Here is a 13,141-nt window from a genome sequence, read left to right as displayed (position 1 = left end):
GAGGCCATCACCAACAACCCAAAAACCCGGCCAGGAGCCCCCCACCATGGAACACCCTGAAAGCGCCCAGCACCTGACCCTCGATCAAGCATTCGCCTTCGCACGCCAATGCTGCCTGGCCCACGGCACCCGCGAGGCCGTGGCGCAATCGCTCGCCCAGGCCACGGTGGACGCGCAAGCCCATGGCCTTCCCGACGTCGGCTTTGCCCACCTCCCCGATTACCTGGACGGCTTTGCTCGCGGGCGCATCGCCGGCCAGAGCGAACCGCTTTTGACCCAGCCAGCACCGGCGATGATTCGCAGCGATGCGCGCAAGGGCATCGCCCAACTGGGTTTCGACAGGGCATTCGACCCGTTATGCGAGGCCGCAAGGCAACTGGGCATTGCGCTGTTTGCCCAACACAACGGGTTCACCTGCGGGGAGCTGGGCTACTACACCCGGCGCCTGGCGGACCAAGGCCTGGTGGGCCTGGCTTTCACCAACGGCCCGCCGCTGTTGACCATCAGCGGCCAACGCCAGCCCATGTATTCAACCAACCCGATCGCCTTCGCTGCCGCGGCGGCCGACGGGCGCAAAGTCCTGATCGACCAGTCCTGCAGCGCAACAGCGTTCGTCAAAATCGTCAAGGCTGCCCAGGAGGGTGCCCCACTCGAGCCGGGCTGGGCGGTCGATGCGCAAGGCCAGGAAACTCTGAATGCCAGCGATGCACTGCAAGGTGCACTGCTCGCCTTCGGTGGCTCGCGCGGGGCCAACATTGCGCTGATGGTCGAAGTACTCGCCGCCGGCGTGACCGGCGCCCGCTGGTCCCTGGACTCAGCCAGTTATCGCCAGGGCCATGAGTCCCCCGGCAGCGGAATGCTGGTGATCGCCATCGCGCCACGACTACTGGATGAACATTTCGATGAGCGCCTGGCGCAGCAATTGACTCGACTGCAAGCCATGGGCGTGCACCGACCTGGCAAGGCCAAGCAAGAAGCGTTCGAGCGTGCTGGGCGGGAAGGCATCACCCTCCCCCGCTCACTTTATGAGCGGCTTGTATCGATGGCGGTCTAATCACTAGGGAACCCTATGCAAAGCATTGGAATACTGGGCGTGGGTGAACTGACGGAAAAAGCCGTCATGGGGCTTCGACGCAGTGGCTTTACCGGGAGCATCTGGCTCTCGCCGCGCAACCACGAACGCGGCCATCACCTGGCCGAACACTTCGATTGTCAGATTGCTGCGCACAATCAAGCAGTCGTCGATCATGCCTCGCTGCTGGTGCTTGGGGTGCGCCCCGATGCCGTGTCGCAGTTGGCGAGCGAGGTGCGCCTACAACCAGGCCAAGTACTGGTGTCGCTGGTTGCCGGGCTGAAATTGGCCACGCTCTGCGAGCTCTTCCCGGACGGGCAATGCGTTCGGGCCATGCTGTCCTATACCGCGCAGATCAATCAGTCGATGGTCAGCCTCTACCCAGCCAACCCCCGCGCTCAACAAAGCCTTGAGCGGTTGGGCAACCTGGTCGTCCTCGACAGTGAAGACCACTTCGAACTGGCCACTGTGGCGGCCTGCATGAACGGCTGGTTTTATTTTCTTTTGCATGACCTGCAAACCTTTCTGCAGGAAAAGGGCCTGCCAGAACAGCACGCCAGGCAGCTTGTGCTGGGCAATATGCAGGATTGCCTGGCGAGTGCCGGGCATCAACCCGAACACAGCCTCGAAGCCCTCGGCATGGCCATTGCAACCCCTGGTACCTTCACGCTTCAGGGGTTGCAAACCCTGCGAGAGCAACAAGGCATAGAGGCTTGGCGCAATGCGTGTACGCGTGTGGTCGACAGTCTTGCAGGTCAGTCATACTCCGCTTCGTGATGATCCCCCAACAGCCGCCGCTGGCGCGCGGTGGCGGCGGCTAGCACGGCCGGGTTGAATTGCCATTGCAGATAGGGCGAGAACTTTTGCGCCACCATACGCCGACCTGCTCAAAGGCGGCGGACATCAGTTGGAAAACTGGCAGCAAGAAAGCGGAGAAGCCGTGTTCAAGCGGCTGTTGATCGCGAGCCAGGCGTGTGCTGAACACCAACGTCGGGAAAACTTCGCACGGGGTCTTCACCCAACGACCCGAAGCGCTGACCAAGGACTTCTTCGTCAACCTGCTGGACATGAGCGTGGAGTGGAAGCCGGTTTCAGAGGCGCAGCAAGAGTATGAAGGGCGTGATCGCAAGACCGGTGCCGTCAAGTGGACCGGCACTCGTGTCGACCTGCTTTTTGGCTCCAACGCGCAACTGCGGGCCCTGGCCGAAGTCTATGCCAGCGAGCCGGAGGAGAAATGGGTCAAGGATTTCGTCGCGGCCTGGACCAAGGTGATGAACCTCGATCGTTTTGAATTGAAGTGATCTGAAGCTACGCGGCGCCTGTATCGCAGGCGCCGCGGCGGCTATCGACCCCCGCCCAGGTCGATGAAGGTTCCCGTGGCATAGGAAGCCTTGTCCGACAGCAACCAGACAATCGCCTGCGCCACTTCATCGGCTTGGCCTCCTCGTCCCATGGGTATCCCAGGCGCAAGCTTGCTGACCCGGTCTGGATCGCCGCTCAAGGCATGGAGGTCAGTGAAGATATAGCCCGGCCGAACACCATTGACGCGAATGCCCTCGCCCGCCACTTCCTTGGCCAGGCCAAGGGTGAACGTGTCCAGGGCTCCCTTGGAGGCTGCGTAGTCTACGTACTCGGCCGGTGCCCCCAGGCGCGCGGCGACCGATGAAACATTGACGATACCGCCACCCTGCCCGCCATGGCGAGGCGACATGCGCAACAGCGCATGCTTGGCGCAGAGCATCGGCCCCACCACATTGGATCTCATGATTTTTAACAGCCGAAACTCGGACATCTCTTCAAGCCGGGACGTAGGCGCGATCGTGCCGGCATTGTTGACCAGCGCCGTGACACGCCCCAGTTCATTGTCCACGCGGCTGAACAAGCGAATGACTTCGTCCTCGTTACTCATGTCGGCACGTACGGTCATGGCCTGCGCGCCCGCCTCGCGAACTTGCTCCAGTACGCGCTGGGCGGCCTGTTCGTCCGACTGGTAATTGATACAGATGCGATACCCCTCATGAGCAGCCAACAACGCAGTAGCCGCGCCAATGCCGCGGCTGGCACCAGTGATAACGATGACTTTGTCCATGAAACCGCTGCCCCCTGTTTGATTGGTCCGCCAAGGCTAACGCAGGTCGGATGTCAACCGGAAGACTAGTTCAAGGTAGGTAATCGGCGACCTTACAGACTTGTAATCTGACAATCGCTGCATCCGCGCTAGAATCGCCCAAAGCCTAATGCCTGAATGAGCGTCCCATGCTGAAAAAGTCCTTCCTGCAACGTACCGTACTGTTTGCCCTGCTGGGTGCCAGCAGCCTGGCCCAGGCGGCTGAAGCCTTGTCTATCGACGTCTATCGCGACCCCAATTGCGGTTGCTGCAAGGCCTGGATTCAGCACATGAGCGAGAACGGCTTCACCGTTCATGACCATGTCGAGCCCAACATGAGCGCCGTCAAGGAACGCCTCGGCGTGGCACCACGCCTGGCCTCGTGCCATACCGGAGTGATCAATGGCAAGTTCGTTGAAGGCCATGTGCCAGCCGAACAGGTCAAGGCCCTGCTCAGCCGTAACGACTTGCGCGGCCTGGCCGTACCCGGCATGCCAGTGGGTTCACCAGGCATGGAGATGGGCGATCGTAAGGACGCTTTCGAAGTGATTGGCCTGACTGAAACCGGCAAGGATGAGGTGGTTGCCCAATACCCTGGGCAATAAGCCTTGATGCTCAGTGGATGGGCGCTGTTTTTCAGCGCCTTCGGTGCTGCCACCTTGTTACCGATGCAGTCCGAAGCGGTGCTGGTCGCTCTTTTGCTGCGCGAGCCGACGGCTGTCGTGAGTTTGTTGCTGATTGCCACCCTGGGCAATGTGCTGGGCTCGTTGGTCAACTGGTGGCTGGGCCGGGCCGTGGAGCGCTTTCGTGGACGGCGCTGGTTTCCCTTCAGTGACCGGCAGTTGGACCGGGCCCGCCAGCGCTATCAGCGCTACGGGCAGTGGTCGTTGTTGTTCAGTTGGCTGCCCATCGTGGGGGATCCGTTGACCCTGATCGCCGGCATCATGCGTGAGCCGTTCTGGCGCTTTGTCCTGCTGGTCACCCTTGCCAAGGGCGGCCGCTATGGGGTACTGGCCATTATCACCCTGGGCGTTTCGCCTTAGGTAGGAGCCGGCTTCACCGGAGTGCCGGACCACCACGATGAACACGCCGCGGTTTGCCTGATACACCGCGGTGCCATCATCGCAGCCAAGGCTGGCTCCCACCCCGACGGCGGCGCGGTTTGTTGTAGGAGCTGGCTTTAGCCGCGATGAACACGCCGCAGTTTGCCTGATGTGCCGCGGTGCCTTCATCGCAGCCAAGGCTGGCTCCTACCCCGACGGCGGCGCGGTTTGTTGTAGGAGCCGGCTTCAGCCGCGATGAACGCACCGCGGTTTACCTGGGGTACCGCGGTGCCTTCATCGCAGCCAAGGCTGGCTCCTACCTTGGTTTGCCAAGCCCTAGAAAGGCGTCCAGATCTGCGCCTCTGTCCAGCCCAGCTCAGCGAAGTCCTGGGCCCGCAGCTCAGCGTCGTCCTCACAGAAAAACTCGTCCAATTGCGGTGGCCGCACCGGGGTTTCAGCGAGCATTCCATGCACCTGCCCACGATGATGGGTCTGGTGTTCGAACAGGTGCGACAGCAAGCGCAGGCGCTGCTCGCGCTGGACCCGATCCTCGCGCACGATGGTCACATAGCGGTTCAACTCGTGATCGCGCATCTGGCTGCAATAGGCGATCAAGCGATGATCGGCCTGGGCCTGTTCGCGTTGCAGTTGCTTGCAGTGTTCAAAAGGCTCCTGGGGCTCGAAAAAGTGCTCGGTGTCCGGGTCATCGGGCGGATCACCGCGCTGCTCACACTCCAGGGTCTGCAGATAGAACCAGTCCACGGTCAGGATATGGTTGAGCGTGGCCTTGATTGACGGAAAGAAACTGTAGCGCGGCCGGACAAAATCCTCATGGGTCAATTGCCGGCAGGCCTTGTACAAGCGGTGGTTAGCCCAGCCGTTGTTGTAGGCCTGGGTCAACAGATGGTGCGAGAGTCGATTGTCCACGGCGAATCCCTCAACAGAATCGTTGCAGTTGCATCTCCCGTAGACGGCTGAGCGTGCGCCGAAACGGAAACGCCAGATACCCTTGAGTGTAGAGCCCTTCCAGCGGAACTTGTGCTTCGATGTACAGAGGCACCTTGCGGTCGTAACACTCATCGACCAGCGCGATAAAACGCCGCACGCCATTATCATTGACCGACAGCGCCGGTAATTCGCGGTCTCCAGCCACAACCCGTTCAGGAGCATCTTCAGTGCCACGGGCAATTTTGGCGGCGCGCGGGCTGGCTCCCAACGTCGGGACCTCGCTAAGCATGATGGCCTTGAAGCGATCGCACAGCGCCATGAACTCCATCGCCGACAGCGGCTGCTCGCACAGATCGACGTATCGGCACCACAGCACGCTTTCACTCATGCGCACCACATCGAGGCATCGCGAACCGATGTGCAAAGGTTCGCCCAATGACGGTGCATGACCGCTCAGTTGCTCGAATACTGTCGCCATGACGCTGGGCTGAAGACCACTGCGCACCCAATAGCGTTGCACCGCCTCCCCGACATGCAGCCTGTGATCCTGCGCACCGTCCACCGCCACCACCTGCATATGCCTTTCTATGGCCGCGATGGCCGGCAGGAATCGCTCGCGGTTGAAACCATCGCTGTAGAGCGCCTGCGGCGGCTGGTTGGAGGTGGCGACAATAACCACCCCCGCCTCGAACATCGCCTCGAATAAATGCCCCAGGATAATGGCGTCACCAATGTCGCTGACGAAGAACTCATCGAAACAGAGCACCCGAATCTCTTCACTCAACGCCTGCGCCAGGGTCTGCAGTGGCTGGCGAGTGCCGGTCAACTGAAACAGACGTTGATGCACCCAGCCCATGAAGTGATGAAAGTGCTGGCGGCGCGCCGGCACCTTCAGGCACTGATAGAAACGATCCATCAGCCACGTCTTGCCCCGCCCCACCGGCCCCCACAGGTATACGCCGCGCGCTGGTTGTGGGGCATTGTGCTGCAGGGCTTCAAAGCAACCCTGCAGCGCCATCACCCCCGCCCGTTGCGAATCATCGGCGGCAAACCCCAGATGGCGGATGGCATCCTGGTACGCCGCCAACGGCGAGCTCTGGTTGAAAACGGTCATGAAGCATCCTGTCGACGGTTAATAAAAATCGCTGGCTGGCTTGGTAATTGCCAAGTGCCATTAGCCTTTGCAGTGATCCATAAGAAATACCTATGCCCAAGCCCTTGCGCAGCGATTCGATGCAGCTTTCTTCCGCCGAAAAAAGCGGGCTCCCTTGGTTTGGCAAGAGCGGAAAACTGGCCATGCGTTGGGCATGTCGATTGAACGCGCAAGCTTACCCGATCATTGAGGACACCTTCGAGGCGGCTGATTACCGACATCACCCACCAAACCAACCTGCTGGCCTTGAACGCCGCCACCCGCCAGTCCGTGGCCTTTGGAAAGCGGCGTGCAAAACGTCGACGCCAGCCTGCTGCTGGCCCAGAGCGCCTCAAGCGAAAACCTGCAGGTGCACCAAGCGGTAGAGGAACTGTTCGGGATCATTCAACAGCTCAACGACAAGAGCCTGGACTGCGGGCAAACCATCCAGCAGGTCGACCAGTCATGTGGGGATATGCGCCAGACAGTGGTAATGCTGCAAGGTAGCGCCGAGTGGGTGCGGGTCAATGCTTGTAGGAGCAAGGTTTACCTGCGATGGGATCGCCGCGGTTCATCCGGTAGACCGCGTCGTCTTCATCGCGGGTAAACCCGGCTCCTACCAAGAGCGCATCACCGCGGTGGTCCGGCATTCCGTGCCGACCAAAAGCCGGCCCAGGTCAATTTGTGTTGAGCCCGACCTTGAGCAATGCCCCATCGTCTTCGTCGGTCAACACATACAAGAACCCGTCCGGCCCCTGCCTCACATCGCGAATCCGCGCCTCGAGCTCGCCCAGCAAGCGCTCTTCATGCACCACTTTTTCGCCATCGAGTTGCAGGCGAATCAGTTCCTGTGAACCCAACGCTGCGATGAACAGGTTGTGCTGCCAGGCCTTGAAACGGTCGGCGTCGTAGAACGCCATGCCGCTGATGGCCGGGGATTTTTCCCAGACATGGTGTGGATCGACGCCGCCCTCGACCGATGTGCCCTTGGCTTCGGGAATCGGCAGCCGCGAGTAGTTGATACCGTAGGTCGCCAGCGGCCAGCCGTAGTTCTTGCCCGGCTCGATGATGTTCACTTCGTCGCCGCCGCGCGGGCCGTGCTCGTTTGTCCAGAGTTGGCCAGTCCAGGGATTGAGCGCCGCCCCCTGCTGGTTGCGGTGTCCATAGGACCAGATCTCTGGACGCACGCCTGACTGACCGACAAAAGGATTGTCATCCGGCACCTTGCCATCAGGCAGGATGCGCACCACCTTGCCTTGCAGCTTGTCCAGGTCCTGGGCAGTGATGCGTTCATTGTTGTCGCCCAAGGCGATAAACAGGTAACCGTCACGGTCGAACACCAGTCGCGAGCCGAAGTGATTGCCGCTAGAGAGTTTCGGTTCTTGGCGAAAGATCACCGTGAAGTCGTCCAGGTGCCTGTGATCGGCCGACAATCGGCCACGGCCCACCGCGGTGCCTGCCTTATTACCCTTGCCACCGCCTTCGGCATACGACAGGTAAACCAGGCGGTCCTGCTTGAAATCCGGCGACAGCACCACATCGAGCAAGCCGCCCTGCCCGTTCGCCCAGACTTCGGGGACGCCACCTATGGGGGCGCCGACCTTGCCTTCGGCACTGACAATACGCAAGTTACCGGGCCGCTCGGTCACCAGGATGCCCTGGGCATCAGGCAGAAAGGCTAGCGCCCACGGGTGCTTGAGCCCTTCGGCGAGGGTGCTCACTTGAACCTGACCCAGTTCGCTGGAATACGTCTGTTGCGATGCCGTGCTGGCCATCAGCGGCATCAGGGCACACGCGGTGGCGGCAGACAAAAGCAAAAGTCTGATCATCGAAGCATCCTTTCTTGTGCGTCCAGCCGATTAGGGCATATCGCTTGAGCGGGGTGGAGATGGGGGCGTCAGGCGTGGCGTCTGTTGTTCGCGCCGCAGGTTGTCGCCATTACCGATGCCACGGTTCTCCAGGGTGGGCATGCGCTGCATGGGCTGGGTCGAAGGGCCGCGCACCGGCGGCGTGGCAGGCACGCTGCCCTGGCGGCTGTTGGGGTTGGCGCGTTGAATGGCGCTAGGGCGCTGATTATCGAGGGCGTAAACCCGCGCTTCATTGGCTTGGGCCGGGCTTGCGAGCATTAGGCCGATACCCAGCGCCCACAAGCCTTTTACCGCTACGTTCATGACAATTACCTCATGCGCAATGGCGCGTGCTCAGGCTTTGGATAGCCTAAGTCGGCCGCAGTTCGCCTTAAAAGCCGAGAATCGCACAGAGATGATTCATCATGTTTCCAAGGTGAAATCTATAGCTTATGCCTAGCCCCCTGCTTCAATCACTTCAATCCTTGCCATCACGAGCCACTGACGATGCATAAATACAAACGCCTGCTGCTGGTGGTGCTGTTTCTGCTGGTACTGCTGGTGGCTTTCCAGCTCAGTGGCTTGCGCGAACACTTCACGGTGCAATACCTGCGTGACGTGCTGCTGGAGAACAAGCTCGGTGGGGTGCTGTTGTTTGCGTTGCTGTTCACGATGGGCAATCTGTTGCAGATCCCCGGTTGGCTGTTTCTTGGCGCGGCAGTCTTGACGCTGGGCCGTGTCTGGGGTGGGTTGGCCACTTACGTGGCGGCTGTCTTTTCCTGCAGTTGCATCTTTTACATCATTCGCCTGTTAGGCGGTGATGCCCTGCGCGAGTTCGACAATCGGTTGGCCCGGCGTATCTTCCGCTATCTGGACCGGCGCCCAGTGTCATCCGTGACACTGCTGCGCCTGTTGTTCCAGACCGCGCCCCCCTTGAGCTATGCCTTGAGCCTCAGCGGTGTGCGTTTTCGTCACTACCTGATCGGCACCCTGCTTGGGCTGCCGATTCCCATTGCGCTCTATTGCCTGCTGTTCGACTACTTGGGCAAGACCTTGCTGCACAACTGACCAATAGGCCGCCGCGGTGGGCCAGGGATGGCCTCTCGCGGGTAAACCCGGCTCCTACCACGATCGGTGGTGTAGCGTCGGTAGGAGCACGGCTTGCCGGCGATAGAGTCCCCGCGGTGCGTCAGACAGTGGCGCCCGGTTTGTTACGGTTGCTGGTACTGGGTCAGGTACTTGTCCACGGTCGCCGAATCCGAACCATCCGCCACTGCCCACATTTTGCGCTCGATCCCTTGGGCCAGCATGTGCCCCACCGCCGCTTCAATGGCCGAGAGCACGCAGAGTTGCGCAGGCTCGTTGGTGGTGTAGCCGACTTCGGCTTCAAGCAGTTTCTTGAACTCGATGAACTTGAACACGCCAGCGCTACGGGCTACCGAGTAGATGGTCTTGCTGGTCATGACGTTGGACAGCACTTGCCCGGTGCGTACATCCACGGCACGCAGGTTGACGGTTACCTGGTCGACCCGGTATTCGCGGGCGATGTCGATCCCCAGGTAGCGGGCCCCTTCCCCGCCGCTGCGCACGTTGGTGTCGTAGGCGATGATGCCGCCTTCGAGCATCAGGTTAGCCGCCTGCAGCGGTGGCAGCTCACTCTTGATATTGAGGGGGGTATCAGGTTTTTTCTGCGAGGCGCGGATGATTTTCCGTTCGGTCAGCAAATTCTGCAGCCCTTCACGCTCAAGCACCATGAACCAGCCGCTGGCCGACAAGGCGTCCATCAGCATGCTCGCCGCGCCCTGGGTGACGCTGGTGGAGAAAGAGCTGGCCGGGGTGGGTTTGTATTGCCCGGTCTGGTCACGGAAGCCGTACACCACCGCCATCAACCACCTTAGCTAGGGTCCCATGGATCAGGGGGCGGGCTGATGGGGTTTTAGAATTGCGGAGAGTAGCGTCAAGACAAGCTCCTCGTGCTTGTGGATGAAAAAATGGTCGCCGGAGAAAACATGCATAGCGAAATCACTGATAGTTTCAATACGCCAAGCCCGTAGTTCCTCTTCGCTGGCTCGATCATCCTCGCCCGCCAGCACATATAACGGGCAGGATAGCGGCGCACGTTCGCGGTAGGCGTAACTCCCACAGAGAAGAAAATCCGCGCGCACGATCGGTAGCGTAAGGCTCATCAGTTCTTCATTGGCCAACACTTCATCTGACGTACCGTTGAGTGTTCGCAGTTCTTCGATCAACTCGGCATCGCTGCGTGGTTCGCGCCATTTGACGCAGTCATACCCTTCACGCCGCGTCGGACCTGCCGTACCGCAGGCGATCAGCGCCACTGGTCCTGGGCAGCCCAGCGCCTGTAGTTCGTGGGCTAACTCGAAGGCCACCAGCGCTCCCAGGCTATGCCCCAGCAAAGCGTAAGGGGCGCTGGTCATCAGTCGTTGCTCGCTGGCCAGTTGGCGAGCTAGGACCTGAATGTCAGTATGCAGCGGCTCTCCCATACGCGCGCCACGACCGGGCAACTCCACTGGGCACACTTGAAGCCAGGCTGGCAGCGTACGCCGCCAGCGGCTGTAGACCATGGCGCTAGCACCGGAATACGGCAGGCACAACAGATTCAGTGCAGTCATTATCCACTCCTCACTGAGGCGTAGCGCTGACTGTTTTCCGGCGCAGGCTCAATGGGCGCATGTCGGTCCATACCTCTTCGATGTAGGCCATACAGTCTTCCTTCAAACCGCACTTGCCAGACGCGCGCCAGCCGTTGGGGATGGCCTTGTAGTCGGGCCAGAGGGAATACTGTTCTTCGTGGTTGACCACGACCTGGAACATGATGTCATTGCGGTCGAAAACGCATGTCATTGCTTGTCTCCTTGAATGATAAATCCGAACGCAGGGGGACTTCCTGTGAAGTGACCGACTATAGCGTATTGCCGACTACCTATCCTGCTCGTGGGATACGGCTCAGGACTGGCGCGTTGCGACAGTTCTGTCCTGCGCCTGAACAATCGTAGGCTATACTGCCAGACCCACTGGACGGGGCGACGCGTGACACTGCGCCGGGATCCACACCGACGAGCGAAGGCCGCGATGGCGTCGCGTTGAATCTCTATGGAGCAGGAAGCTTGACGATGGAAACACTAGGGAAATTACGAAACCTCAAGCCCACTCGGGGCAACATCGGCCACTGGCCGGAGCCCAACCAAAGGTGGCATCCAGGCACTCATCTGCAGATCGACTAGTCCTCCTCGCCCGCGCCCCACCGATTACCCGGGCCAAGCCCTCTGCCCGACGACGAGACTGGACCTATGGATTTTTTATCTTACCTTTACGGCCGTTCATGGCGCCTGCTGTTGGCATCCTCCGTTGCAAGCCTGATAGCAGGAGTCAGCGGCGTCGCACTTATTGCGCTGATCACCCGCACTCACCCCGGCACTACCAACATGCTTGCAGCGCTGTTTTTTGGCGTTTGCGCCCTGAATCTCTTCGCCCGCACCTCCACCCAAATCATCCTGCTAAAGCTGACTCAAGGCTCGATCCTCGACATCCGCCTCGACATGAGCCACAAACTGCTGACTGCACGCCTTGCCCATCTCAATCAGCAAGGCAAGTCCGAGCTGCTGACGATCCTGACCCGGGACGTCGAATCGCTGATCGCCGCGATGACCATCATTCCGATGGTGATGACCCACTCGGCAATCTTGCTGGGCTGCCTGGCCTACATGGCTTGGCTGGCCTGGGAAATGTTTCTGGTGTTCCTCACCGCCCTGGCGCTCGGTGCATTCACCTACCACTGCTTCAAACGCCCGGCGCTACGAAGGCTGGGAAGCCTACGCCAGGAGATGGGACAACTGTACGGGCACTTCCACGACTTGGTAGAAGGGCGCCGCGAACTACAACTGAACGCCCAACGTGGGCGGCGTTTCATCGAGGACGTCCTGCAACCGGACGCCGCGCGACTCAAGCGCTCGTATATCAGCACCTATTCACGGCTGGCCCTGATCACCAACTTCGGCGATGTGCTGTTCTACCTGGTCATTGGCGGATTGCTATTTATCGTGCCCCGCTTCATCGGTTACGAAACCGCCGTGTTCACCGCCTTCGCGATGATCGTGTTGTACCTGATGGGACCGTTGAGCGCCACGATGAATGCAATACCGGTGATCGTCGAAGGCGTGGTCGCCTTCCGGCAGTTGGACAAGCTCGATGCCGCTCTCTGCGACGACGCCCAGCCGCAAGAAACCGAACACAATCCGTTCGTCGGCCATACCTTCGCCTCGTTGACTCTGGATGGCGTCAGCCACCACTACCCCGGCGAGCGCCAGGAAGAGCGATTCCTCCTCGGGCCACTAGACTTGCGCATTGAGGCTGGTGAAATCCTATTTATCGTCGGCGGTAACGGCAGCGGTAAGACCACCCTGGCGATGCTGCTGCTGGGGCTGTATCAGCCGGAACACGGCAACATACTGCTCAACGACGTGCTTGTGACCCCGCGCAACCTTCAGCATTACCGCCACCACTTTTGCGCGGTATTCGCCGACTTCCACCTGTTTCGCCACCTTTTGCTGGAGCCGGGCGAAGCGCTCAAGAAGCGAGCCGACCATTACCTGAATAAGCTCGGCCTTGGCCACAAGGTGAACATCACAGACGGCCAGTTCTCCACGGTGGAACTCTCTTCCGGGCAACGCAAACGGCTGGCACTGGTCTCAGCCTACCTGGAAGACCGGGATGTCTATCTGTTCGATGAATGGGCGGCCGACCAGGACCCAGTATTCAAGCGCGTGTTCTACACGGAGCTGCTACCCGAACTACGGGCCGAGGGCAAAACAGTCATCGTCATCAGCCACGATGATGCCTACTTCTCCCTAGCCGACCGGGTCATCCAACTGCAGGACGGGTACTTGCTGGAACGTCCGGGTCAGCACGGTCAGAGCCCAAAGGTCCCTGGCCACTGCTGATCTCCCCGTCCGGCTCGATGTCCATGACATC

The 13,141-nt window shown here is 60.3% G+C and carries 14 protein-coding genes and 3 pseudogenes; 8 read left to right on the top strand and 9 right to left on the bottom strand.

The annotated features are described in order from the left end of the window. Nucleotides 1-46 precede the first annotated feature (46 nt). Nucleotides 47-1,054, top strand: coding sequence for an Ldh family oxidoreductase (locus tag AC3IX4_RS13020; protein WP_489260917.1), 1,008 nt, complete (start codon nt 47-49; stop codon nt 1,052-1,054). A 15-nt stretch (nt 1,055-1,069) separates the two neighbouring features. After that, on the top strand, nt 1,070-1,849 hold the full coding sequence (locus AC3IX4_RS13015) for an NAD(P)-binding domain-containing protein (RefSeq protein WP_489260916.1): 780 nt from the start codon (nt 1,070-1,072) through the stop codon (nt 1,847-1,849). Here the strand turns inward: AC3IX4_RS13015 and AC3IX4_RS13010 are convergent. After that, a pseudogene (locus AC3IX4_RS13010) lies at nt 1,828-1,956 on the bottom strand (phytanoyl-CoA dioxygenase family protein); the annotation flags it as partial. The gene AC3IX4_RS13015 and the pseudogene AC3IX4_RS13010 sit on opposite strands and share 22 nt — an antisense overlap. An 87-nt stretch (nt 1,957-2,043) precedes the next feature. Between AC3IX4_RS13010 and AC3IX4_RS13005 the strand changes: the two are divergent. Then, nucleotides 2,044-2,373: pseudogene (locus AC3IX4_RS13005) on the top strand (catalase/peroxidase HPI); the annotation flags it as partial. Nucleotides 2,374-2,414: 41 nt separating this feature from the next. Here the strand turns inward: AC3IX4_RS13005 and AC3IX4_RS13000 are convergent. Beyond that, nucleotides 2,415-3,161, bottom strand: coding sequence for an SDR family oxidoreductase (locus AC3IX4_RS13000; protein ID WP_489260915.1), 747 nt, complete (start codon nt 3,159-3,161; stop codon nt 2,415-2,417). Between the two features lie 167 nt (nt 3,162-3,328). Here AC3IX4_RS13000 and AC3IX4_RS12995 point away from each other — a divergent pair, with 167 nt between their 5' ends. Together AC3IX4_RS12995 and AC3IX4_RS12990 are read left to right on the top strand one after the other, a co-directional pair. Then, on the top strand, nt 3,329-3,784 hold the full coding sequence (locus AC3IX4_RS12995) for a DUF411 domain-containing protein (protein WP_489260914.1): 456 nt from the start codon (nt 3,329-3,331) through the stop codon (nt 3,782-3,784). Between the two features lie 6 nt (nt 3,785-3,790). After that, complete coding sequence (locus AC3IX4_RS12990) at nt 3,791-4,222, top strand: YqaA family protein (protein WP_489260913.1); 432 nt, start codon at nt 3,791-3,793, stop codon at nt 4,220-4,222. A 336-nt stretch (nt 4,223-4,558) separates the two neighbouring features. Here AC3IX4_RS12990 and AC3IX4_RS12985 read toward each other — a convergent pair whose 3' ends face one another. Then, complete coding sequence (locus tag AC3IX4_RS12985; protein WP_489260912.1) at nt 4,559-5,149, bottom strand: DinB family protein; 591 nt, start codon at nt 5,147-5,149, stop codon at nt 4,559-4,561. 10 nt (nt 5,150-5,159) lie between these two features. Beyond that, on the bottom strand, nt 5,160-6,284 hold the full coding sequence (zapE, locus tag AC3IX4_RS12980) for a cell division protein ZapE (RefSeq protein WP_489260911.1): 1,125 nt from the start codon (nt 6,282-6,284) through the stop codon (nt 5,160-5,162). A gap of 328 nt (nt 6,285-6,612) precedes the next feature. Between zapE and AC3IX4_RS12975 the strand changes: the two genes are divergently transcribed. Continuing rightward, the gene (locus tag AC3IX4_RS12975; protein ID WP_489260910.1) at nt 6,613-6,909 is read left to right on the top strand and encodes a hypothetical protein; all 297 of its coding nucleotides are present in this window, start codon (nt 6,613-6,615) and stop codon (nt 6,907-6,909) included. Between the two features lie 70 nt (nt 6,910-6,979). Here AC3IX4_RS12975 and AC3IX4_RS12970 read toward each other — a convergent pair whose 3' ends face one another. Then, a complete protein-coding gene (locus AC3IX4_RS12970; protein WP_489260909.1) occupies nt 6,980-8,131 on the bottom strand; it encodes a PQQ-dependent sugar dehydrogenase in 1,152 nt (383 codons plus the stop codon). A gap of 30 nt (nt 8,132-8,161) precedes the next feature. Further along, nucleotides 8,162-8,473 carry a hypothetical protein gene (locus AC3IX4_RS12965; protein WP_489260908.1) on the bottom strand — a complete coding sequence of 104 codons (312 nt, stop codon included), beginning with the start codon at nt 8,471-8,473 and terminating at the stop codon, nt 8,162-8,164. A 183-nt stretch (nt 8,474-8,656) separates the two neighbouring features. Here AC3IX4_RS12965 and AC3IX4_RS12960 point away from each other — a divergent pair, with 183 nt between their 5' ends. After that, on the top strand, nt 8,657-9,217 hold the full coding sequence (locus AC3IX4_RS12960) for a TVP38/TMEM64 family protein (RefSeq protein ID WP_489260907.1): 561 nt from the start codon (nt 8,657-8,659) through the stop codon (nt 9,215-9,217). Between the two features lie 143 nt (nt 9,218-9,360). Here AC3IX4_RS12960 and AC3IX4_RS12955 read toward each other — a convergent pair. From AC3IX4_RS12955 to AC3IX4_RS12945, 3 genes and pseudogenes are all read right to left on the bottom strand, one after another. Further along, nucleotides 9,361-10,038 (bottom strand): annotated as a pseudogene (locus tag AC3IX4_RS12955) (CsgG/HfaB family protein); the annotation flags it as partial. 24 nt (nt 10,039-10,062) lie between these two features. Further along, entirely contained in the window at nt 10,063-10,782 is a 720-nt protein-coding gene (locus AC3IX4_RS12950; protein WP_489260906.1) for a thioesterase II family protein, read from the bottom strand. Nucleotides 10,783-10,792: 10 nt separating this feature from the next. Beyond that, nucleotides 10,793-11,014, bottom strand: coding sequence for an MbtH family protein (locus AC3IX4_RS12945; protein WP_489260905.1), 222 nt, complete (start codon nt 11,012-11,014; stop codon nt 10,793-10,795). A 446-nt stretch (nt 11,015-11,460) separates the two neighbouring features. Between AC3IX4_RS12945 and AC3IX4_RS12940 the strand changes: the two genes are divergently transcribed. Then, nucleotides 11,461-13,110 (top strand): cyclic peptide export ABC transporter, encoded by a 1,650-nt coding sequence (locus tag AC3IX4_RS12940; RefSeq protein ID WP_489260904.1) that lies wholly within the window; start codon nt 11,461-11,463, stop codon nt 13,108-13,110. The last annotated feature ends 31 nt before the right edge of the window (nt 13,111-13,141 follow it).

The organism is Pseudomonas sp. KH_021, from assembly GCF_057838865.1.
This window is presented reverse-complemented; position numbering and strand designations above follow the sequence as displayed.